Below are 22619 nucleotides of genomic sequence, written 5' to 3'. Positions count from 1 at the left end.
GGACTCGGGCCCCGATGCGACATCGGGCCACTCCGGTTGGGCGTCTTCTCGCCACTTCTTCACGCGCACGCACATCCCCCCACGGGACCGTTCTGGGTGCGCGTACGACACTGAGCACCCGTCGCCGTACCGAGCCCCCACCCGGCCGAGCGCCCCCCTTTACCACAACGTGCTCAGGCCAAGAATGTAGCGCACGCGGAGGTTCTGTGGTTGCCGCGTGTCAATTGCGCGGACTCATGGTGGCCGAATCAATGGCCGGAATCCAACCGTCCGGGGGTCTGCACAGCCACCCCTCCTCGGCCGCCAGCTCGGCCGCAGCCCGTCGAAGGGCGTCGAATGCGGGGTGCACCAGCCCCTTTCTCCACACCAGCGACACGGGCGACAGGGGCACGGGATCGATCAAGGGGCGCACCACGGTCCGGGGCATGGCCGGAAAGTCGATGACGACGAGGACCGGAGTGCGTGTCTTGGCCATGATCCGCTGGAACTCCTCGTCACCCACGGCGAGCGGAGCGGGCGCGTCGACCTCGATGCCCCGTCCCTCGAACAACCGGTGCGCGAGGTCGGTCCACTCCGGTGTACGGGGGTTTCCGGCTCCGGCGTAGACGGTCTCGCCGGCCAGCGCGGCCAGCGGCACCCGCTGCCTTTCGGCCAGCGGATGGTCCTCGGGCAGCAGGATGGCCATTGGCTCGAAACGCACCGGCTGATGGTCGAGGCCCGCCCGCAGCGCCGGGTCCAGCCCCGCGAACCGGCCGAAGGACGCGTCCAGCCGTCCCGCGACCAGGTCGGCGGCCGCACCCGTCAGACCGCTCTCGTAGCGGGCCATCAGCTCGTGCTCGGGGGCGAGTTCACGGGCCCGCCGCAGCACCCGGCGCGGGGTCGCCAGACCCGGGGAGTTGAGGTCCACCAGCAGGGCGCGGGCCTGACCGAACGCGGCGAGCAGGTCGTCCTGCGCCTGGAGGGCCCGGCGGACGTACGGCACCAGCCGCTCACCGTCGGGCGTGAGGGTGACCTGCCGGGTCGTCCGTATGAACAGTTCGGCGCCCAACTCCCCCTCCAGCCGCCGTACGTCCCGGCTGAGCGCCTGCTGGGCGACGTACAGCCGGGCCGCGGCGCGCGTGAAGTGCAGTTCCTCCGCGACGGCGAGGAAGGAGCGCAGGAGTCTGGGGTCGAGGTGGCGGTCCGGCATGCGGCGAATCTACTGGCTCAGTGGAGGGTGGGCCGGTAGATGAGCTCCTGGATACGACCGTCGAGAGTCCGGCTCTCGAGCAGCTCCAGATCGAAGTCGGGCGCGCCACGGAAGACCGGGTCCAGCCCGGTCCGACCGGTGATGACGGGGAAGAGCGTCACCTGCACGAGGTCGACCAGGCCAGCGGCCATCAGCGCCCGGTTCATCGACAGGCAGCCGTGCGAGCGCAACGGCACCCCGGACTCCTCCTTGAGCCGGGCGACGACGTCGACGGCGTCACCGCTCACGACCGTCGCGTCCGGCCACTCCAGAGGGCCCTGAAGCGTCGTCGACACCACCGTTGTCGGCAGGTTCCTCATCCGGGTGACCCATGGGTCACGCACGTCGGACTCCTCGGTGCTCGAGGCCAGCATCCGCTGGAACGCCCGGAACGTGTTGGCCCCGAAGACCATGCGCTGCTCCGCGCCGTACAGCGCGAGGCGCCGGTCGAGCAGTTCGGGGCCCTGCTTGCCCCAGTAGCCGGTCCAGTCGCCGCCGGCGGCGCCGTAGCCGTCGAGGCTGGTGAAGACGTCGAAGGTGTAGGTGGCGGTCATGTCGTTCTCCTCCAGTGCTCGGCGACCTCACATCCATAGACCCGGCACGCCTGCGAAACTCATCGCCCGCATTGACAACCCGGATGCGTGAATCCGCTCCGAACAGGTGTTGGACTCCTTGATCGCCTTCCGGCGACGGTGGATCCATGCCGCAACAGCCCACCAAGCGACCTCCCCTGCTCACCGTCACCGCCGACACCCTCATCGCCGTCGACCTCGGCCCCCGGCGGCGGCACCGCCCGCCCGGCCCGTACCGCCGGCTCTTCGCCCGCCCCGGCACCCGGGCCTTCAGCCTCGCGAACCTGATCGCCCGCCTGCCGATGGGCATGTTCAGCGTGAGCGCGATCGTGATGATCGCCGGCACCCGGGGGTCGTACGCCCTCGCCGGCGCCGTCACCGCGACCGGCCTCGCGGCGACCGCGCTGGTCGCCCCCTGGACCGCACGGCTCGTCGACCGGTACGGCCAGGCCCGCGTCGCCGTACCCGCCACGCTCTTCGCGGCACTGGGCAGCCTCGCGCTGCTGCTGTGCGTGCGCTACGACGCCCCGGCCTGGACCCTGTTCGCCGCGTACGCCGCCACCGCGACCACCCCCAACACCGGCGGCATGTCCCGCGCCCGCTGGGCTCATCTGCTCGACGGCGACGCCGATTCCCTGCACACCGCCAACTCCTTCGAGCAGGCCGCCGACGAACTGTGCTTCATGCTGGGCCCGGTGCTCGCGGCCTTCCTGTGCGGGACGTTCTTCCCGGAGGCGGGCACGCTGGTCGGGGTGGTCCTGCTGGTGACGGGCGTACTGGCCTTCGCGGCCCAGCGGTCGACGGAGCCACCGCCCCGGGGCCGTACGGCCGACACGGCCGCACCGGCACCGCTGCGCGCCCCCGGCACCCTCCCGCTGCTCGCCGTCTGCCTCGCCATGGGTGCCGTGTTCGGGTCCACGGAGGTCGTCACGCTCGCGTTCGCCGACGCGACGGGGCACCGTACGGCGGCCGGTGCGGTGCTCGCGCTCCAGGCGGCCGGGTCCTGTGCGGCGGGCCTGCTGTACGGCCGGATCGGGTTCACCGGCCGGGCCGAGGACCGCTACCCCTGGTGCATCGCCGCGATGACCGCGCTGCTGACGCTGCCCCTGCTCGCCGCGACCCTCACCGGTTCGCTCGCACTGCTGGCCGCCGCCCTGCTGATCGCCGGGATGGCCACCGCCCCGACCATGATCACCAATATGACCCTGGTCCAGCGGCGCACCCCGGAGGGCCGCCTCAACGAGGGCATGACCCTCGCGGTGACGGCGTTGCTGGGGGGCATCGCGGGCGGCAGCGCGGTGGGAGGGTGGGTGGTGGAGCACGTCACGTCGGCGGCCGGTTTCGGAGTACCGGTCACGGCAGCGGCGGCGGCGCTGCTCATCTCCCTCGCAGCAGCGCCCCGTCAGGGTCGCGGGGCTGAGTCAATGTCTAGCGGGTCGTGATCCGGGCCCACGCCGGCCCCTTCGCCATCAGCGTCACCCCCGCCCCCAGCGGCACCTCCCCCACCCCCGCGTCCTCGAACGTGAACTCCCGCAGCAGCACCGCCAGCCCGAGCACCGACTCCAGCATGGACAGATGCTGCCCTATGCAGGCCCGCGGCCCGCCCCCGAAGGGAAACCACGCGTACCGCGGCCGCCCCGCCTCCGCCTCCGGCGTGAAGCGCGTGGGGTCGAAGCGCTCCGCATCCGGCCAGTAGTCGGGGTGACGCTGAGTGACCCAGGGGCTGACGAGGACATCGGCGCCGGCAGGTATCCGTATCCCCGCTATCTCCGCGTCAGCGACGACACGGCGGCCGACCACGGGCGCGGACGGATACAGCCGCATCGCCTCCTTGACCACCATCGTCAGATACGGCAGCTCCACCATGTCCGCGGCCGTGGGCGCCCGCCCGCCGGGCCCGCCGAGCACCCGGTCCACCTCGTCCTGGACGCGGCGCTGTTCCTCGGGGTGCCGGGCGAGGAGGTGCAGGGCGAAGGCGAGTGCGGTGGCGGTGGTCTCGTGGCCGGCGAGCAGGAAGATCAGTACCTGCTCGCGCAGTTCGTCGGCGTCGAGGCTGCCGTCCTCGGCGCTCTCGGCGTGCACGAGGAGGGTGACCAGGTCGTCCCGGTCGTCGCGGTCCCGGCGGCTGTCGATGATCGCGTCGCACAGCGCGAACAGCTCCGACTGGAGGCGGGCGGCGCGGCGGTTGGCGGGGGTGGGCCAGGTGCGCGGCGTCCTGAGCGGGGAGAAACCGCGCTTGAGGGAGTACTCCTGGAGCGGCGGCATGGTGCGCTCGATCACCTCGAACGCCTTCTTCACATCCGTCCCGAACAGGATGCGGCCGATGACGAGAAGCGCGAACCGGTGCATCTCGCCGACGAGTTCAACGGCCCCGCCCGCTTCGGGCCCCTCCGAGGCCGCACGCCACGCGGCGGCCAGCGCGGCCGCCTCCGTCCCCACCTGGGACGCATAGCCGTTGACCCGCTGCCGGGTGAACAGCGGCTGGATCAGCCGTCGTTGGCGGAGGTAGGTCTCGTCCTGGCTGGTGAGCAGTCCGTTGCCGACCGACTGGCGCAGTTCCTCGTAGAAGACGTTGTCCTTGCGGAAGTCGGCGGCCCGGGTCGCCAGCACCTGCTGTGCGCCCTCGGCCGAGAACACCGCGTAGAGGTCGGACCGCAGTCCCGGCGGACCGGCCCGGAAGCGCACCACGTCGCCGTGGTCGCGGCGGGCCCGCAGATATGCGGCGAGGGGGTCGTTCAGCAGGTCGCTCATCGATCCGAGCAGCGGGCTCCCCGTCACGATCGGCGCCTGGGCGGCCGTCGTCGTCGTTGTCATGGCTCCCCCCTTCCCGCCCCGCCCCATTGACTCACCCCTGGGTCGCACATACCTTCGCCCGTCGAAGCGCTTCGACAGCCCGCCCCACTTCGACACCCCCACAGGGACCTCCCATAAGGACCCCACATGAAGTTCACCGACGGCTACTGGTTGTTGCGCGAGGGCGTCACCGCGGCCCACCCCGCCGAGGTCCTCGACGTCATCGAGCAGGACGGCGCCCTGGAGATCCATGCTCCGACCCGGCCGATCCGCTCGCGGGGCGACCTGATGACGGGACCGGTCGTGACGATCAGGGCGCACACGCCGATGCCCGACGTCATCGGCCTGACCCTGACGCACTTCGCGGGAGGGGCCCCGCGCGGCCCCGAGTTCGAGCTCGCCGAGTCGGCGGGGACCGACCCCCGGATCTCGTCCGACGACGAGCACGTGACCCTCACCTCGGGCGCGCTGTCGGTCCGGTTCGCGCGCACCGGCCCCTGGCAGGTCGACTTCCTCGCCGGCGGCCGCACCCTCACCGCCAGCGGCCCGAAGAGCATGGGCATCATGCGGGACGCCACCGGGGCGCACTATCTGCGCGAGCAGCTCGACCTGCGGGTCGGCACCTCCGTGTACGGCCTCGGCGAGCGCTTCGGCCCGCTGGTCAGGAACGGGCAGGTCGTCGACGTCTGGCAGTCCGACGGCGGCACCTGCAGCGAGCAGGCGTACAAGAACGTGCCGTTCTTCCTGACGGACGCGGGCTACGGCGTCTTCGTGGACCACCCGGGCAAGGTCTCCTTCGAGGTGGCCTCGGAGGTGGTGTCGAGGGCGCAGTTCAGCGCGGAGACACAGGAGTTGACGTACTACGTCATCCACGGCCCGACCCCGAAGGACATCCTGCGCAGGTACACGGCCCTGACCGGCCGCCCCGCCCTGCCGCCCGCCTGGTCCTTCGGCCTGTGGCTGTCGACGTCCTTCACGACGTCGTACGACGAGGAGACGGTGACGTCCTTCGTGGACGGCATGCGGGAGCGCGAACTCCCCCTCTCCGTCTTCCACTTCGACTGCTTCTGGATGCGCGAGTTCCACTGGTGCGACTTCCGGTGGGACCCGCGGGTGTTCCCCGACCCGGAGGGGATGCTGGCCCGGCTGAAGGCGAAGGGCCTGCGGGTGAGCGTCTGGATCAACCCCTACATCGCCCAACGCTCACCGCTGTTCGCGGAGGGCCGGGCGCTGGGTCATCTGCTGAGACGGCCGGACGGCGGCGTCTGGCAGTGGGACATGTGGCAACCCGGCATGGCCCTGGTCGACTTCACCTCCCCCGCCGCCCGCGACTGGTACGCGGCGAAGCTGGAGGCGCTGCTCGCCCAGGGCGTCGACTGCTTCAAGACCGACTTCGGCGAGCGGGTGCCGCTCGATGTGACCTGGTCCGACGGCTCCGACCCGGAGCGGATGCACAACTACTACACCTACCTCTACAACCGCACCGTCTTCGATGTGCTGCGCAAGCACCGCGGCGAGCAGGAGGCGGTGGTCTTCGGCCGCTCGGCGACGACGGGCAGTCAGAGGTTCCCGGTCCACTGGGGCGGCGACTGCGAGGCGACGTACGAGTCGATGGCGGAGTCCCTGCGGGGAGGTCTGTCGCTCGGCCTGTCGGGCTTCGGGTACTGGAGCCATGACATCGGCGGCTTCGAGGGCACCCCGTCGCCGGCGCTCTTCAAACGCTGGCTGGCCTTCGGCCTGCTGTCGTCCCACAGCCGGCTGCACGGATCGTCGTCGTACCGCGTCCCCTGGCTGATCGACGAGGAGTCGGTGGACGTGGCCCGCCACTTCACCCGGCTGAAGCTGCGCCTGATGCCCTATCTGTACGAGGCGGCCCGCACCGCCCACGCCGAGGGCGTGCCGATGATGCGGGCGATGGTCCTCGAGTTCCCGGACGACCCCGGGTGCGCGCATCTGGAGCGGCAGTACATGCTCGGCCCCGACCTGCTGGTGGCGCCCGTCTTCAGCGACGAGGGGGAGGTGACCTACTACGTCCCCGAGGGCACCTGGACCCACTATCTGACCGGACGGACGGTGACCGGCCCGCGCTGGGTGCGCGAGCGGCACGGCTTCCGCAGCGTGCCGCTGCTGGTCCGGCCGGGTGCGGTGATCCCGGTGGGAGCGGTGGCCGACCGGCCCGACTACGAGCACGCCGACGGGGTGACCCTGCGGGTGTTCGGGCTGGAGCGGGGCGAGCGGCGGGTGGTGCGGGTCGGGGAGGTGGCCTTCACGGTCGTACGCGAAGGGGACGCGCTGCGGGCCTCGTGCAGTGACCCGGCCGGGCCCTGGGGGCTGGCGGCGGGTGACCGGGAGGTGCGGGCGGCGGCCGGGACGGGGCTGCTGACATTGGAGCCGGCCTGATGGTGAGGATCACGGATGTGGCGCGGCACGCCGGGGTCTCCCCCAGCACGGTGTCGTACGCGCTGAGCGGCAAGCGCCCGATCTCCGAGGAGACCCGGCGCCGCGTGGCGGAGTCCATCCGCACCCTGGGCTACCGCCCGCACGCCGGCGCCCGCACGCCGACCGGCCGCATGTCGAACGTGCTGGCGCTGGTGGTGCCGTTGCGGGCCGGCATCGACGTACGGGTGGCGATGCGGTTCGCGGTGTCGGTGGTGACGACCGCCCGGCGCCACGGCCATGACGTGCTGCTGCTGACCCAGGAGGAGAGCGAGGAGGGGCTGCGGCGAATCACGGAGACGGCGTCGGCGGACGGGCTGATCGTGATGGACGTGCAGTTGCACGATCCGCGGCTGCCCCTGCTGCGCAGCCTGGACCGGCCGTCGGTGCTGATCGGCTTCCCTGCGGATCCGGCGGGTCTGACCTGCGTCGACCTCGACTTCGAGGCGGCGGGCGAGCGGTGCGTGGAGCATCTGGTGCGGCTCGGGCACCGGGTGGTGGCGCTGGTGGGGTCGCCGCCGGAGGTGTACGTACGGGGGACGGCGTTCGCCCAGCGGGTGGTGCGGGGCTTCACGACGGCCGCCGATCGGGAGCGGCTCACCTCCGCCGTACATCCGTGCGAGGCGTCGCCCGCGGCGGCACATGCGGTCGCCGGGCAACTGCTGCGGGAGCACCCTGGATTGACGGGGCTCGTCGTCCACAACGAGGCGATCCTGGAGCCCCTGATCGACGCCTTCGAGGGGCTGGGGCTGCGGGTGCCGGTCGATCTGTCGGTCACCGCGATTTGCCCGGATGAGCTGGCCGAGTCGGTGCGGGTGCCGGTGACGTCCGTCGCGCTGCCGGCCGCGGAGGTGGCGGCGCGGGCGGTGGAACTGCTGGTGGGGAAGCTGGGCGGGGAGGGGGTGCCGGGGGTGACTCTGCTGGCGCCGAGGTTGACGGAGAGGGGGAGTACGGGGCGGCGGGCGGGGGCGTGAAGTGTGGGTGATCGGGTGCTGGGTGGGGGGTTGGTGTGCTGTACTTGGGGCGAGGGCGGGCGCCGTGCTGGGCTCCGCTCGGAGCGGTCACTCCGAGCGGGATGCTTTTCCCAGGCGGATGCCCAAGCTCGACAGGAGCGTGTCGGATGTCCCCAATCCGTGTGGGGATATCCGACTACCTGGTCAGCCACCAGAGCAGCCACCTCCTCGCGTGCTTCGCAGCCCCCTCCGGCAAGAGCCGGATCAGCCGCATGACGAGAGTCGGTTTCCGCTCCTCGTGACGGCACATGCTGGGGCGTCCTCCCTTCGACGTGAGGCGGCCAGTCACGGCCCCGGGACCGCTCTCGTCGGGCCGGGTCCCGAGGGGACGGGACCCGGAGTGAAGGGAGGACGCACCCAAAGGGTGCGTCACGGCGTCAGATTAGCGTATTCACGCGCTCACTGTGCGCAATCAACAGATATCCGGCTTGCGCCAACTGCACTCAATGTCGGCACGCGCCCCACCCCTGCGCACCGACACCGAACCGGCCGCCTCCGCGGTCGACTTGGCCAGCGTCACCACGATCGCGTCCTCCAACGGCTTCACCGACGAGGCCAGATAGTTGTTGAGGACGATGCCGTAGACGAGTTCACGTCCCCCGGCGTCCGTGACAAACCCGGACAGGGCCGACGCTCCCGTCAATGACCCGGTCTTGGCACGGGCGTTGAGCGCGGCGGTCGTACCGCACATCCGCGAGCGCAGCGTGCCCCCGACGAACCGGTCCGGGTCGCAGGCGACGGGCAGGGAGCGGTACCAGTCGGCGTACCAGGGCTCGGCGCGCACGGCGAGGAGCAGCTTGACGAGTTGCCCGGCCGGGAAGTTGTCCATCCGCGAGAGGCCCGAGCCGTCGACCTGCCGCACCGTGCCGGTGTCGACGCCGATGCCCTTGAGGTAGCCGCCGATCGCGGCGAGCCCGGCGCCCCAGCTCCCCTCTCCCGAGACCTTGTGTCCCATGGCTTTGGTGAGGATCTCGGCGTGCATGTTGTTGGACAGCTTCATGAACGGGACGAGCAGGTCCTTGAGCGGCATGGAGTCGTGCGAGGCCAACTGCCGTGCGGTGGCGGGAGTCGGGTGTCCCAGGCGGGTCGGTCCGGTGACCTTCACGCCGTGGTCCGCGAGGGCGTCCCGGAAGACGGTGGCGGCGTATCCGGTGGGTTCCCACACGGTGACCCACTCCTTGGCGCCGGCGCCGCCGGCGGGGGTCGTACCGCTGACGACGATGGTGTTCGTGCCGTGCTCGCGTTCGACGGTGAGGTCGTTCGCCCCGCCGGCGGCGACGGTCGTGGCGGTCACGTCGAGGTCGACGTAGCCGGTGCCGGGGGTGACGGTCACGGCGGGCCGGTCCCCCGCCGACTCCCCCGGCCGCACCGTCACGATCACCGTCCCGGTGTCGTAGTCGGTGTCCGGCGCCACGCTCAGCGCGCTGATCTGCGCGGAGTAGTAGGAGGACTCGTCGTCGGCGGCCCAGGAGCGGCCGAGGCGCCGGTCGTCGAAGCGGGTGTCGTCGGCGATCAGCCGCCCCGCCACGCGCCGGATCCCCGACGCGGCGAGGCGCGCGGCGAGCCGGTCGTAGTCGGCGGCGAGCAGGGTCGGATCCCCGGTGCCCCGCAGATACAGATCGCCGCGGAGCACGGAGCCGTACCGCCGCCCCGTGGCCAGCACATCGGTGCGGAACCGGTACCGCGGGCCGAGGACCTCCATCGCGGCGGCCGAGGTGGCGAGCTTGGTGTTGGAGGCGGGCATCAGCCGGGTCGACGGAAGGTGCTGGTAGAGGAGTTCACCGGTGCCGGCGTCCGCGATCACGACGCTCGCCACGCCGCCCTCCATCCGCGCGTCGCCCAGGATGGCGTCCACGGCCTCCGGCAGGCCGGAGCGATCGGAGTCCGCTCCGGCCTGTGCGCCAGGGCCGAGGACGGCGGCGACGAGCGCCACGGCGACGGGCCAAATCCACAGTCTGCTGAGGGAGTTGAGCGATCTCCCGGAGTTGCTCACGGGTCTGGTCATGCTTCAGCAGCATCCCGGACGACGTCCGTCGGCGACAGAGCGCCTCGGCGTCGCCCAGGGCCGGGACGGTGCCTCAGCCCAGCCCCCAGGCCCGCCCCATCCGGTACGCGGCGCACAGGTTCACATCGAGGACGTACGCCCCGGCGCTCCCGCACTGCTCGCTCCCGCTGCCCGGGTCGACGGGCTGTCCGTGTCCCATGCCGGTGACGCTGTACGTCTCCACCACCGCGCGTCCGCCCGCGTCCCGGAAGACCTGGTGCGGGTAACCGGCGACGCTGTCGCTCACGTCGGCCGTCTGGTCCGCGCCGTGCACATCGGTCCACTGGCGCATCAGGTCGGTCATGTTGACGGGCTTCACGGTGTAGTCGGCGGTGCCCTGGAAGGCGACGAGGGTGGGCCAGGGGCCGGTGTGGCCGGGCCGGGCGGCGCGCACACGGTCGCCCCACTGCTTCGGGGTCTGGGTGGCCCCGACGTACATGCACACATACGGCGACCCGGCGGCCTGCGCGCACTCGTACGGCAGCCCGGCCACGATCCCGCCGGAGGCGAACTTCTCCGGGTACGCCGCCATCATCACGGCCGTCATGCCGCCCCCGGCGGACAGCCCGGTGACATACACCCGCGAGGAGGCACCGGAGACGTCCGCGAGCTGCCGGTCCACCATCTGGGCGACGGACGCGGCCTCGCCCTGGCCGCGTGCGATGTCCCCGCTCCGGAACCAGTTGAAGCAGGACGAGGCGTTGTTGGCGGTCTGCTGCTGCGGGAGCACGACCGAGAAGCCCCAGCGGTCGGCGAGCTGGAGCCAGCCGCTGCCGGTGCCGTAGCCGGAGGCGTTCTGCGTGCAGCCGTGCAGGGCGACGACCACGGGGCGGCCGGCCGGCAGTCCGTCGGGGACGTAGCGGAACATGCGCAGGGCACCGGGGTTGGTGCCGAAGCCGGTGACCTCCTGGAGCGAGGCGGCGGTGGCACGGCCCGGGGTGAGGAAGACGGCGATGAGGGCGACGAGGAGGGTCGCCAGGACGGGGATGCGTCGGCTTGCGGCTCTGGTCGGTGTCATGCGGAGGGACCGTAGAAGCGTGAACGGTCCGTCGATATGGGGTGGGACTACACAACGTCCGTGTCCGTCATGGTGGTTCAGATTCGGCGCGGGGGCGGCCTCTCCGGACTCTCCCGCCTCTCCGGACGGAACTGCCGTACGAACGTCTTCGGGTCCCGTACGACCTGCCACAGGCCGAACGAGAGCAGCAGCACGCTGGTGGCGAAGCAGGCCCAGAACACGAACTGGGCGTCCGTGGCGAGGTGGTGCCTGTCGCCGCTGTCGTAGAGGCAGTACGCCTGTGGGGGAAACGCCTGGGAGACGCCGACTCCGCCGTAGTACATGGAGCACGGGTCCTCGCCGGGGTCCTTGGCGGTGTCGTCCGCCGTGACGACCATCAGCCAGGCCAGGGCCGCCACCGGGACCGTGGCGAACACGGTCAGCTTCGTCCACAGCGGCAGGCGGGGATGGCCGAGGAGCCCGTTCAGCGCGACCAGCACGACCGCGAACACCGCGGCGACGACAGCGGCGGCGAACGGCTCGTCGAGCACCTCGCTCAGGAGCCAGATCACCCCGGCCACCGGGGGCGCGGTGAGGGTGACGACCTTGATGCCGGGCGCGACGCGCGGATGGGCGAGCAGATACAGCGCGCCGGCGCAGGCGAGGACGACGAGGAGCCCGGTCACTGCTGCGGGGCGCCGGTGGCGGGGGCCTGGTAGGTCTCGTCCTTCTGCCACGGGCCGACGCCGAGCTTCCCCGTCGTACCGAGGTCGAGTTCCGGCACCACCATGACGGGGTCGGCGTCCGGCTTCGCCCACACGCGGACGTACGGCGCGTTGACCGGGTCGCCGGCCTGGGTGGTGTTGCGCCACGCCAGCGTGGTCCTCGCGGCCTCTCCCGGACGCAGGACCACCGGGCGCGGGCCGGCGCTCCCCGCGACGCCGGTGCTGATCCGATCGGTCCCCTGGAGGATCCGTACGCCGGCCACGGTGTCGTGGTCCTCGTCCTGGAGTTCCAGCTTCGGGTAGCCGTTGAGCCGGTAGGTCCCGGTGCCGCAGTTGATCAGGTGCAGGCCGACGGCGCGCAGCCCCATGGCGGCGTCCCCCTTGTCGGCGTACAGATGCACCCCGGACTCGGGGCAGGGCCCCGAGGCGGACGAGGCCTCGGCGGTGGGAACGCTGCGCACCTCGACCACCTCCACACCCGACACCTGGGAGGTCTGCACGGTCGTCTCCTTCATGACGACCGTGCTCTTGACGGTCCGCCCCGGAGCGACGGACTCGACGACCCGCTCCCTGTTGACGGCCGGGCCCGCGGACGCCGAGCGGAAGGCGAGGGTCACCGTGTAAGTGGCGGCCTGGGTCTGCTGGTTGGTGACCTCGAACTCGGCGGTGTAGTCGGCCCCCGCGCAGCCACTCTCCGGCCCCCAGGCGTACAGCGCGGTGATCTTCACACCGTCGTCGACCCCGTCGTCGCCGGAGGGCACGGGCACCGGACTCGGCGTGCCGGAGGGGCCCGCGGTGGGTTCGGCGGACGGGGCACCGCCGTACTGCGAGAAGTCCGAGGGGCACAGCTTCTCGGCCCGGACCCGGCCCCTGTCGTCACCGCCCGGAGAGGCGCTCTGGGTACCGCACGCGGCCAGCAGCATGGCGCAGGCGACGACGGTGAGGGCGGTGCGGGGGGCGGTAGGCATGGGCCCACCTCATCAAGGGCCGATCATGCGGGCTGTGACGGAACCCACACCTCCGGTCACAGCAGTGTCACAGATCGGCATGACAAAGGCCCCGGCACCCGAAGGTGACGAGGCCTTGCCCACATGGGGTAATGAGTGGAGATGGCGGGAATCGAACCCGCGTCCAACGGTGCGGAATCAGGGCTTCTCCGTGTGCAGTCCGCTGTGATTTTCTCGGCCCCGGCGATCACGCGAACAAGTCGCCGACGGGCCCAGTCACTGTTTGGTTTCCCTCTTCACCCCGTGACCGGGATCAAGGTTTAGTTCCCTAGCTGATGCCAGGATCCGGGTCGGGAACAGCCCCGGGCTGACACTTCGCAAGTCGCTACTTAGGCAGCGAGGGCGAAGGAATCGCGCTTGGTGTTGGCGATTATTTTTTGCGACATATGGTTTACGAGATCATTGCCGCTTCCTCGACACGCTTCCCCTGCTTCGACAGCCGCTGTCGAAACCGATCATCCCCATGTCCTGTTTTCAATGCTCACACCGGGTTCAACCGGTGTTGGTGCCATCGTACGTGACCAACGCGAGCCGATGCCACCGTATTCCCGCCTAGCCGCGCTGGCGCCTGCGTGCCGCCGCGATGGCCCGGTCCGACTCCCGCCGGTCCTGCTTCTCCCGCAGGGTCTGGCGCTTGTCGTACTCCTTCTTGCCGCGCGCCAGCGCGATCTCCGCCTTCGCGCGACCGTCCTTGAAGTACAGGGCGAGCGGCACGATCGTGTGCCCCGTCTCCTGGGACTTGGCCTGGAGCTTGTCGATCTCCTCGCGGTGCAGGAGGAGCTTGCGCTTGCGGCGCGCGGAGTGGTTGGTCCAGCTGCCCTGGTGATACTCGGGGATGTGGGCGTTGTGCAGCCACGCCTCGCCCCCGTCGATCTGGACGAAGCCGTCGGCCAGCGACGTCCGTCCCTCGCGCAGCGACTTGACCTCGGTGCCCATGAGGACCAGGCCGGCCTCATAGGTGTCGATGATCGCGTAGTCGTGCCGGGCCTTCTTGTTCTGGGCGACGATCTTGCGCTTGCCGCCCTTCTCGCCGTCCCTGGCCTTCGCGGCCGACCCGCCCTGCTTGGGCTGGGACTCCTTCGGTACGTACATTCCCTTGCTCATAGTGCCGTCCATTTTCGCACTACGGACGGGGTCCACGGGAAGCCGATTTACTCGGTCTACGACTCTCCGAGCCCGCTGAGCACCGTCTCGGCCCGCTCCAGTACGCCCCGGTCGGCGTCGAGGTCGGGTGTGATGCCCCGCCCGTCGACGGCCCGTCCGGAGGGGGTGCGGTAGTGGCCGACGGTCAGCTCGGCGACGGAGCCGTCGGGCAGTCGGCTGGGCATCTGGACCGAGCCCTTGCCGAAGGTGCGGGTGCCCACGACGACCGCGCGACCGCGGTCCTGGAGGGCGCCGGTGAGCAGCTCGGCGGCGCTCATGGTGCCGCCGTCCACGACCGCGACCAGGGGCCTTCCGGTGTCGCCGCCGGTCTCGGCGTGCAGGGCGCGCTGGTCGCCGTCGACGTCGTAGGTGGCGACGAGGCCGCCGTCGAGGAAGGCGGAGGCGGCGGTGACGGCCTCGGTGACCAGGCCGCCGGCGTTGCCCCGCAGGTCCAGGACGATGCCGCCGGCGGCCGGGGCCCGGCGCACGGCGTCGCGGACCGCGTCGCCGGCGCCCTTGGTGAAGGAGGCGATCCGGATGACGGTGATGCCGTCGGCGAGTTCTCGAACAGTGACCGGGTCGATGGACAGCCGGGCGCGGCGCAGCGTGAGATCGAACGCGCGCGTGCCCCGCTCCAGCCCCAGCTTCACCGGCGTTCCGGCGGGCGTGTCCAGCGCGTCGCCCCTCAGTAAGGAGACGACCTCGGTGACGGGGCGCCCGACGACCTCGGCGCCGTCGACGCTGCGCAGCCGGTCGCCCACCCGGATCCCGGCGTCGGCCGCGGGCGACCCGGCCCGCACCTTCGTCACCTCGACCTGGCCGTCCCGCTGGCGCCGCGCCCACAGCCCGACGCCGGTGTACGCGCCGTCCAGGGCCTTCTCGAACTCCTCGTACTCGCCCTCGGAGTAGACGGCGCCCCAGCGGTCGCCGCTGCGGCTGACCGCGCGTTCGGCGGCCTCCACGGGGGACTGGCCGGTGGCCATGGCCTCGGCGGCCGCGTCGGCGACGTCCTCATGGTGGCCGGCGGCGGTGACCGAACGGGCCGTGTCGGCCGGGGTCTTCCGGTCGGGTCCGGGCAGCGAGCCGGTCGCGGCACCGGCGACGAGCACGCTCGCGAAGACCAATGTCAGGGCCGCCCCGCGGCCGAAGCGGCGGGGCTGACAGAACAGGTCACGACCTGACATGGCGGTGAGTCTAGGACAACGCGAAGGGGCCGTACGGCGCCTTGCCCGTACGGCCCCCTTGGCGTTGGTCACACCTTCAGGTACTTGCGCAGCGCGAAGAACGCCGCCAACGCGGGCATCAGCAGGCTCGTCGCGAGGATGAGCGGCAGCTTCGTCAACACCGCGTCCCAGCCGATGAAGTTGATCAGGTTCAGCTTCTGCGACAGGGCCAGGCCGTGGTCGATGATGAAGTACCGCGCGACCACCAGGAAGCCACAGGCGACCGTGCCGCCGATGAGCCCGGCGACCGCGGCCTCCATGATGAACGGCGCCTGGATGTAGAAGCCGGAGGCGCCGACCAGCCGCATGATGCCGGTCTCACGGCGCCGGCTGAAGGCCGAGACCCGCACCGTGTTGACGATGAGCATCAGCGCGACGACGAGCATCAGCGCCATCACCGCCCGCGCGGCCCAGTTCATGCCGTTCAGCAGCCCGAAGAGGTTGTCCAGGATGCCCTTCTGGTCCTGCACGGACTGCACGCCGTCCCGCCCGTCGAAGGCGGTCGCGACGACCTGGTACTTCTCCGGGTTCTTCAGCTTGATCCGGTACGACTCCTGCATCTGGTCCGGCGTCAGCGAGGCGGCCAGCGGGGAGTCGCCGAACTGCTCCTTGTAGTGCTTGTACGCCTGGTCCTGTGATTCGTACGTCACCTTCTCGACGACCGGCTTGTCGCCCTCCGACATCTTGTCCAGGTCGGCGAGGATCTGCTTCTTCTGGTCCTCGGTCACCGCGCCCTTGGCGCAGTTGGGGTCGGACTCGGCGTCGCTCTTGTTGCAGAGGAAGATGGAGACGTTGACCTTGTCGTACCAATAGCCCTTCATCGTGTTGACCTGGTCGCTCATCAGGAGCGACCCGCCGAACAGGGCGAGCGACAGGGCGACGGAGACGATGACGGCGAACGTCATCGTCAGGTTGCGGCGGAGACCGACACCGATCTCGGACAGTACGAACTGGGCGCGCATGGCGTCTCTTTCAGGCCTTTGAAGTGGGTCCGGGTCAGTGCTGGTAGCCGTAGACGCCGCGTGCCTGGTCGCGGACGAGGCGGCCCTTCTCCAGCTCGATGACGCGCTTGCGCATCTGGTCCACGATGTTCTGATCGTGCGTGGCCATCACGACCGTCGTCCCGGTGCGGTTGATCCGGTCGAGCAGCTTCATGATGCCGACGGAGGTCTGCGGGTCGAGGTTGCCGGTGGGCTCGTCCGCGATGAGCAGCTTGGGCCGGTTGACGAACGCGCGCGCGATGGCCACGCGCTGCTGCTCACCGCCCGACAGCTCGCCGGGCATCCGGTCGTCCTTGCCGCCCAGTCCGACGAGGTCGAGCACCTGCGGCACGGACTTGCGGATCTCGCCGCGCGACTTGCCGATGACCTCCTGCGCGAAGGCCACGTTCTCGGCGACCGTCTTGTTCGGCAGCAGCCGGAAGTCCTGGAACACGGTCCCCAGCTGGCGGCGCATCTGCGGCACCTTCCAGTTGGAGAGGCGCGCGAGGTCCTTGCCCAGGACGTGCACCTGGCCGTGGCTGCACCGCTCCTCGCGGAGGATGAGCCGCAGGAAGGTGGACTTTCCGGAGCCGGAGGACCCCACGAGGAACACGAACTCGCCCTTCTCCACTTCCAGGGACACATCCCTGAGTGCGGGGCGGGTCTGCTTGGGGTAGACCTTGGAGACGTTGTCGAATCGGATCACGGATGCACCACGGGTAGCCGGGGGTAGATGAGCGTGACCATACGCGAACCGGGGGTGGGGGCGCAGTCGCCGGATGGGGTTGCGTAGAGCTTGTGCGTTTTTGTGCCGGGTCGGATGCCCCCTTTCCCAGAGCGCCCGCGCCCTTTCCTCAGGAAGCTGGCACAGTGGAGTGGGGAACGTTTGCAGCCCTGCGAGCGTTGATTACCAGGAACCGGCGGCTGAGGAGGGCGAGCGCATGACGTACGACCGGCTGGTGTGCGCGAACTGTGCCGCGCCCGTGAGTGAGGGCCGCTGCCCCGTGTGCCGGGCGAACCGTGAGCGGCTGCAGCAGGAGAACCCGTTCGCGGGTCTGAACCCGATGACGCTGATCGCCCTGCTGGCGGTGCTGATCGCGGCAGTGGCGCTGCTGGCGCACCAGACCGTATGACCGTATAGGGCACCGCACCGGCCGTACGCGGACATGACGAGGGGCCCGGAGCTAAGCACGCTCCGGGCCCCTCGGCCGTACGACGTCGGTCACACGGCGTGGACGACCGACTACCGTCAGGCAGCCGCACCGCCGCGGCCGCCCACGAGGCGCGGCAGGATGCGGAAGCCGATACCGCCGGCGATCATCGTGGCGGCGCCGACCAGCAGGAACGTGGTCTCAGCGGCACCCGTCTCGGCGAGCTCGTCGCCACCGCCCTGGGCGGCGGAGTTGGCGCCGGTACCCGTGCCGGTGCCGACGCTGTCGGTGCTGGTGTCGGCCAGGCCGCTGGAGCCCTGCTCCTGGGTGGAGGTGCCACCGTCGGGGTCGGCGTTGTTGCCGCCGCCGTTGTTGCCGTTGCCGTTGCCGTTGCCGTTCCCATTGCCGTTCCCGTTGCCCGGGTCGGTCGGGTCGGTGGTCGGGTCCTCGGTGGGGTTCGGGTCCTCGGTCGGGATCGGGTCCTCGGTCGGGATCGGGTCCTCAGTCGGAATCGGGTCCTCGGTCGGGATGCCGTCCGTCGGGATCGGGTTGGGCGGCTCCGGGTCCTCGGACGGCGGGACGGTCGGGTCCGAGCAGTCGCCCAGGATGCCGAGGACGCAGCCTTCGCCCCCGCCCTGGTCCCCGTCCGCGGCAGAAGCGGCACCCGCAGCGGTCAGCGAGGCACCGGCCGCGATCACGGCACCGGCCGCGAGGCGCGCGATACGGATCCGCGTCTTCTTAGTCATGTGGTTGCTACCCCCAGTAGCTGATCGTCAGTGAGGCGGCGCTCGGGGGCCGTGATCGACGGGGTCAGCTGAACTTGAGCCCCCCGGTTCACATGCGCCCCAGAGATACGCATGCCACGCTTTACCCTTCCCATTTTTCAAAGACACGTCAAGGCCGTTTGCGGGCGCCATGTCCGATTACGGGAACTATGCTGGGAGTTGGAGCCTGTGAGTGTGATGTAAAACCCAGACATGCAGGTACAGAAAAGGCAACTACCGCCGGGGTGGCGGCAGTTGCCTTGTCGACAAAGTTACTTCTCCTGCTGCTTGCGCCAGCGAATTCCGGCCTCGAGGAAACCGTCGATCTCACCGTTGAACACGGACTCGGGGTTGCCGACCTCGAATTCGGTCCGCAGGTCCTTGACCATCTGATACGGGTGCAGCACGTACGACCGCATCTGGTTGCCCCAGGAATTGCCGCCGTCACCCTTGAGGGCGTCCATCTTGGCCTGCTCCTCCTGGCGGCGCCGCTCGAGCAGCTTGGCCTGGAGGACGTTCATCGCGGTGGCCTTGTTCTGGATCTGCGACCGCTCGTTCTGGCAGGAGACGACGATGCCGGTGGGGATGTGGGTGATCCGGACGGCGGAGTCGGTGGTGTTCACGCCCTGGCCGCCGGGCCCGGAGGACCGGTAGACGTCGATGCGCAGCTCGCTCTCGTCGATCTCGACGTGATCGGACTGCTCGACGACGGGAAGGACTTCCACCCCCGCGAAGGAGGTCTGCCGGCGCCCCTGGTTGTCGAAGGGGGAAATACGCACGAGCCGATGAGTCCCCTGCTCGACCGACAGGGTCCCGTAGGCGTACGGCGCCTGCACGGCGAAGGTGGTCGACTTGATGCCGGCCTCTTCGGCGTACGACGTCTCGTAGACCTCGGTCTTGTATCCGCGCTGCTCGGCCCAGCGCAGGTACATGCGCTGGAGCTTCTCGGCGAAGTCGGCGGCGTCGACGCCGCCGGCCTCGGCGCGGATGTTGACGACCGCCTCGCGGGAGTCGTACTCCCCGCTGAGGAGCGTCCGCACCTCCATCTCGTCCAGCGCCTTGCGGACGGCGGCGAGCTCGGACTCGGCCTCGGCACGGGTGTCCGGGTCGTCCTCCTCCTCGGCCATCTCGAACAGCACGGCAAGATCGTCGATCCGGCCACGCAGGGCTTCGGCCTTCCGCACCTCGGCCTGGAGGTGAGACAGCTTGCTGGTGATCTTCTGCGCCTCGTCCGGGTTGTCCCACAGGGACGGCGCGGCCGCCTGCTCCTCGAGCACGGCGATGTCTGCCCTCAGCCTGTCGAGGTCCAGAACGGCCTCGATCGACTCCATGGTCGAGGAGAGGGACTTGAGCTCTTCGGATACATCGACGACTGCCACGCCTCCAGCGTAACGGTTGCGGCAAGCGCCGAGGCCCGAGCGCCCTTGCCGGGGGCGGGCCGGGATGCCTACGGGGTCGCCGGAGCCGAGTTGTTCGTGTCCCCGGGGGTCGCCCCGGCGTCGTCCTCCGCAGTCGCCAGCCACGTGCCCACGCCGGCCACGGCCGCCAGGGCCACCGCCGCCACCCCCAGCGCCACCCGCCGCCGCCGGGCCACCGCCCGGTGCCGCGCCGACCCCGGCCGCGGCGCCCCCGCCGGCCTCGGCACCCGAGCCGTACCCCGCGCACCCCCGGCCAGCTCGTCGGGCGCCGGCACCCTCATCGACGTATGCGTGTCCCGGTTGGAGTCGGCCGGCTTGGCGCCCGGCACCAGCGGCACCGCGCCCCGCCGCCGCACCCGCTCCCCCACCGGCGCGGCCTCCTCGGTGGCGGGAGCCTCGTCCTGCGCCGACTCCGCCTCCGGCTCGTCCACGTCCAGCGGCGGCATCCCGGCGACCAGCGGCAGCAGCTCCCGCAGCCGCGCCCCGAGCTCCGAGGCCCGCAGCCGCGAGGCCGGCGCCTTCGCCAGGCACTGCACGATCAGCAGCCACAGCTCGTCGGGGATGCCGGGCAGCGGGGCCACCGTCTCCGTGACATGACGGCGCAGCACCGCACCCGGGTGGCCGCCGCCGAACGGCGTGAAGCCCGCCAGCAGCTCGTACAGGACCGTCGCCAGGGCGTAGATGTCGACCGCCGCCCGAGGGGGCAGGCCCTCCACGATCTCCGGTGCCAGGTAGTCCGGCGTCCCGATGATCTTCGTGGCACGGGTACGGCGCGGCGAGTCGATGAGTTTCGCCACACCGAAGTCGGTCAGCAGCGCCGGGTGCGAGCCGCCCGGCCCCAGCGGGCCCTGCATGTCCAGCAGCACGTTCTCCGGCTTGACGTCCCGGTGCACGACCCCGGCCGCGTGCGCCGCCGCCAGCCCGTCGGCGACGTCCGCGACGATCGCCACCGCCGCCTCGGGCGCGAGCCGCCGGTCGCGGTCCAGGCGGGTGCGCAGATCCGTGCCCCGGACCAGGTCCATCACGAGCGCGAGGTCATTGCCGTCGACGACCAGGTCGCGCACGGAGACCACGTTCGGGTGCTCCAGGCCGAGCAGCGCCGTGCGCTCCTGCACGAAGCGTCCGACGAGCTCCTGGTCGGACGCGAGATCCTCGCGCAGCAGCTTGATGGCGACGGGCCCCTCGGGCCCCTCACCCAGCCACACCGTGCCGGCGCTGCCCCGCCCCAGGATCTGGTTGGCGGTGTACCGGCTGCCGATCTTCCGTGCCAAGACTGCTCCTACTGCCGCGTGTTGTCGCTAAAACTACGCGTCCGAGGAGCCAACCTTCACCGCCGAGGCGGAAATCACCCGCCAGATGTCGACAAATAACCAAACTGGGCGACGTCACGCCGCCCGGGGTCAGCGGGCCGCCGCCGGTCAGTTGGTGCCCGAGCCTCCGCCGAGGTCCTCGATCCACCCGGTCACGGTGCTGAACCAGGAACTGAGCTGCTCCCAGTAGCTCTTGCCGGTGCCGATCCAGTCCTGCAACGGGCTCAGTTCCCAGATGAGCCAGCCCGCGACGAAGAGGATGACGATCGTGAACAGACAGCCCTTGAGGCAGCCGAGACCGGGGATCCGCATCGGGTTGGCGCTGCGCCGGCGCGGCTCACGCGGCTCGCGCTGCGGGCGCTGGGGCTCCGGCGGAGCGTACCGCTGGGGCTGCTGCTGGGGCTGGCGCGGTGGGGCGTACGGCTGTGGCTGGTGCTGCTGTGGCTGCTGCTGCGGCGGATGGCCGTAACCCTGCGGTCCGCGCTGCGGCGGCCGCTGCTGGGGCTGCTGTTGCGGGCGGGCCACCTGGCGCTGGGGGCGGCGGCGCAGCGGGTCCTGGCTGGGGTCGAGGTACTGGACCTGCGTCTGCTCGTTGCGGTCCCGGGCGGCGCGCAGCTGGTTCTGCCAGGGGTGCGGGTCCTCGGGGCCCGGCTGCCCGGACTGACCGGGTTGGCCGGGCTGCCCCTGCGGCATCGGCGGCATGACGGACGTCGGGTCGCCGGCGCCGGGGCCGCCCGTGTTCGGCAGTACGGCCGTGGGGTCCGCGGCGCCCGCCGGGCCGGGGGCGCCGGTGTGCGGCAGGACGCTGGTGGCGGCGTTCGGGTCGAACGAGCCCGCGCCGTGCGGCAGCACCTGGGTGGGGTCGGCCGAGCCCGGCACGGTGGCCGGCGCCGGGTCGGGGGCGAGCAGCGCGGCGACGCTCTCGGCCGCGGCGATCTGCGCGGAGTTGGCGTGCACGCCGATGCCCTCGGCGACGACGCGCAGCCCGCGCGCGAGGTTCTCGGCGCTGGGCCGTTCGTCGGGGTTCTTGCGCAGGCAGCGTTCTATGACGGTCCAGAGCGGGTCGGGGACCGTGGACGGGCGGCGCGGCTCGGCGCTGAGGTGCTGGTGCAGGACCTCCAGGGCGGAGCCGCCGCCGAACGGGGGACGGCCGGTGACCAGCTCGTACAGCAGGATGCCGGCGCCGTAGATGTCGACGGCGGAGGTCTGCGGGCGACCCTCGGCGGACTCGGGCGCGACGTACGCGGGCGTGCCGACGAACTCGTGGGTGCGGGTCAGGCCCGGGGAGTCGGCGAGTCGGGCGATGCCGAAGTCGGTCAGCAGCGGGTGCATCTGGCCGCCGTTCTGCTGGAGCAGCACGTTGGCGGGCTTCAGGTCGCGGTGGACGACGCCGTCGGCGTGGCTCGCGGCGAGGGCGTCGGCGATCTGCGCGGTGAGCAGGGCCGCGGCGACCGGTGTGAAGGGGCCGTTCTCGCGCAGGTAGCGGTGCAGGTCCGGGCCCTCGACGAGGTCCATGACCAGGGCCAGCAGCTCGCCCTCGACGACCAGGTCACGGACCCGGACGATGTTGGGGTGGGTCAGCCGCAGCAGGACGGACCGTTCACGCAGGAACCGCATGACGATGTCCGCGTCACTGGCCAGCTCCTCCTTGAGGACCTTGATCGCGACCGTCTCGCCGGGCTGCCCCGGCACGGCCGCCTCGGCGCCCGCGGTCTCCCGCTGGCGGGCTCGCCAGACGGTCCCCGTGGCACCACGACCGAGCGGCTCCTCGAGGATGTACTTGCTGCCTACCGGCCGCACGTCGCGCTCCCTGCT

General features: G+C 71.1%; 20 protein-coding genes and 1 other RNA gene. 5 read left to right on the top strand and 16 right to left on the bottom strand.

Going from position 1 to position 22619, the window contains the following annotated elements; all coding sequences use genetic code 11:
- Positions 1-220: 220 nt before the first annotated feature.
- Both IM697_RS06220 and IM697_RS06215 read right to left on the bottom strand, forming a co-directional pair.
- A complete protein-coding gene (locus IM697_RS06220; protein ID WP_194045475.1) occupies positions 221-1189 on the bottom strand; it encodes a LysR family transcriptional regulator in 969 nt (322 codons plus the stop codon).
- 17 nt (positions 1190-1206) lie between these two features.
- Positions 1207-1782 (bottom strand): dihydrofolate reductase family protein, encoded by a 576-nt coding sequence (locus tag IM697_RS06215; protein WP_194045473.1) that lies wholly within the window; start codon positions 1780-1782, stop codon positions 1207-1209.
- Between the two features lie 146 nt (positions 1783-1928).
- On the opposite strand from IM697_RS06215, the gene IM697_RS06210 reads away from it, so the two are divergent.
- Complete coding sequence (locus tag IM697_RS06210; protein WP_194045471.1) at positions 1929-3242, top strand: MFS transporter; 1314 nt, start codon at positions 1929-1931, stop codon at positions 3240-3242.
- Here IM697_RS06210 and IM697_RS06205 read toward each other — a convergent pair.
- Positions 3229-4614, bottom strand: coding sequence for a cytochrome P450 (locus tag IM697_RS06205; protein WP_194045468.1), 1386 nt, complete (start codon positions 4612-4614; stop codon positions 3229-3231). The two genes, IM697_RS06210 and IM697_RS06205, sit on opposite strands and share 14 nt — an antisense overlap.
- 126 nt (positions 4615-4740) lie before the next feature.
- Between IM697_RS06205 and yicI the strand changes: the two genes are divergently transcribed.
- The 3 genes from yicI (at position 4741) to IM697_RS45390 (ending at position 8284) form a co-directional block, all read left to right on the top strand.
- Complete coding sequence (gene yicI / locus IM697_RS06200) at positions 4741-6993, top strand: alpha-xylosidase (protein WP_194045466.1); 2253 nt, start codon at positions 4741-4743, stop codon at positions 6991-6993.
- Entirely contained in the window at positions 6993-8003 is a 1011-nt protein-coding gene (locus tag IM697_RS06195) for a LacI family DNA-binding transcriptional regulator (RefSeq protein WP_194045464.1), read from the top strand. Before yicI ends, IM697_RS06195 begins: the two co-directional genes overlap by 1 nt.
- A 146-nt stretch (positions 8004-8149) precedes the next feature.
- Positions 8150-8284, top strand: a complete 135-nt coding sequence (locus tag IM697_RS45390; protein WP_265582704.1) for a hypothetical protein — start codon at positions 8150-8152, stop codon at positions 8282-8284.
- A 170-nt stretch (positions 8285-8454) separates the two neighbouring features.
- Here the strand turns inward: IM697_RS45390 and dacB are convergent, their stop codons facing one another.
- The 9 genes from dacB to ftsE form a co-directional block, all read right to left on the bottom strand.
- Positions 8455-10047, bottom strand: coding sequence for a D-alanyl-D-alanine carboxypeptidase/D-alanyl-D-alanine endopeptidase (dacB, locus tag IM697_RS06190; RefSeq protein ID WP_194045462.1), 1593 nt, complete (start codon positions 10045-10047; stop codon positions 8455-8457).
- A gap of 73 nt (positions 10048-10120) precedes the next feature.
- Entirely contained in the window at positions 10121-11104 is a 984-nt protein-coding gene (locus tag IM697_RS06185; RefSeq protein WP_194045460.1) for an extracellular catalytic domain type 1 short-chain-length polyhydroxyalkanoate depolymerase, read from the bottom strand.
- 77 nt (positions 11105-11181) lie between these two features.
- Complete coding sequence (locus IM697_RS06180; RefSeq protein ID WP_194045458.1) at positions 11182-11769, bottom strand: hypothetical protein; 588 nt, start codon at positions 11767-11769, stop codon at positions 11182-11184.
- Complete coding sequence (locus tag IM697_RS06175; protein ID WP_194045456.1) at positions 11766-12776, bottom strand: DUF4232 domain-containing protein; 1011 nt, start codon at positions 12774-12776, stop codon at positions 11766-11768. Before IM697_RS06175 ends, IM697_RS06180 begins: the two co-directional genes overlap by 4 nt.
- A gap of 133 nt (positions 12777-12909) precedes the next feature.
- Positions 12910-13278, bottom strand: a transfer-messenger RNA (tmRNA) gene (gene ssrA / locus IM697_RS06170).
- Between the two features lie 89 nt (positions 13279-13367).
- Entirely contained in the window at positions 13368-13907 is a 540-nt protein-coding gene (gene smpB, locus IM697_RS06165; RefSeq protein WP_228044884.1) for an SsrA-binding protein SmpB, read from the bottom strand.
- A 68-nt stretch (positions 13908-13975) separates the two neighbouring features.
- The gene (locus tag IM697_RS06160) at positions 13976-15142 is read right to left on the bottom strand and encodes a S41 family peptidase (RefSeq protein WP_194045454.1); all 1167 of its coding nucleotides are present in this window, start codon (positions 15140-15142) and stop codon (positions 13976-13978) included.
- Positions 15143-15210: 68 nt separating this feature from the next.
- Positions 15211-16143, bottom strand: coding sequence for a permease-like cell division protein FtsX (gene ftsX / locus IM697_RS06155; RefSeq protein WP_194045452.1), 933 nt, complete (start codon positions 16141-16143; stop codon positions 15211-15213).
- A 34-nt stretch (positions 16144-16177) separates the two neighbouring features.
- The gene (ftsE, locus tag IM697_RS06150) at positions 16178-16867 is read right to left on the bottom strand and encodes a cell division ATP-binding protein FtsE (protein ID WP_194045450.1); all 690 of its coding nucleotides are present in this window, start codon (positions 16865-16867) and stop codon (positions 16178-16180) included.
- 235 nt (positions 16868-17102) lie between these two features.
- Here ftsE and IM697_RS06145 point away from each other — a divergent pair, with 235 nt between their 5' ends.
- The gene (locus IM697_RS06145) at positions 17103-17294 is read left to right on the top strand and encodes a hypothetical protein (RefSeq protein ID WP_194045448.1); all 192 of its coding nucleotides are present in this window, start codon (positions 17103-17105) and stop codon (positions 17292-17294) included.
- A 116-nt stretch (positions 17295-17410) separates the two neighbouring features.
- Here IM697_RS06145 and IM697_RS06140 read toward each other — a convergent pair whose 3' ends face one another.
- The 4 genes from IM697_RS06140 to IM697_RS06125 all read right to left on the bottom strand — a co-directional run bounded on the left by IM697_RS06140 (position 17411) and on the right by IM697_RS06125 (position 22604).
- Positions 17411-18058, bottom strand: coding sequence for an LPXTG cell wall anchor domain-containing protein (locus IM697_RS06140; RefSeq protein WP_194045446.1), 648 nt, complete (start codon positions 18056-18058; stop codon positions 17411-17413).
- A gap of 290 nt (positions 18059-18348) precedes the next feature.
- Positions 18349-19455, bottom strand: a complete 1107-nt coding sequence (gene prfB / locus IM697_RS06135; RefSeq protein ID WP_194045444.1) for a peptide chain release factor 2 — start codon at positions 19453-19455, stop codon at positions 18349-18351.
- Positions 19456-19523: 68 nt separating this feature from the next.
- Positions 19524-20765: a serine/threonine-protein kinase gene (locus IM697_RS06130; RefSeq protein WP_194045442.1), complete on the bottom strand. Its 1242-nt coding sequence runs from the start codon at positions 20763-20765 to the stop codon at positions 19524-19526.
- A gap of 147 nt (positions 20766-20912) precedes the next feature.
- Complete coding sequence (locus tag IM697_RS06125; protein ID WP_194045440.1) at positions 20913-22604, bottom strand: serine/threonine-protein kinase; 1692 nt, start codon at positions 22602-22604, stop codon at positions 20913-20915.
- Positions 22605-22619: the final 15 nt, after the last annotated feature.

This window comes from Streptomyces ferrugineus (assembly GCF_015160855.1).
GTDB classification, from domain to species: Bacteria; Actinomycetota; Actinomycetes; order Streptomycetales; family Streptomycetaceae; genus Streptomyces; species Streptomyces ferrugineus.
Note: the sequence above shows the minus strand (reverse complement) of the source record. Positions and strands in the feature narration are given on the sequence as shown.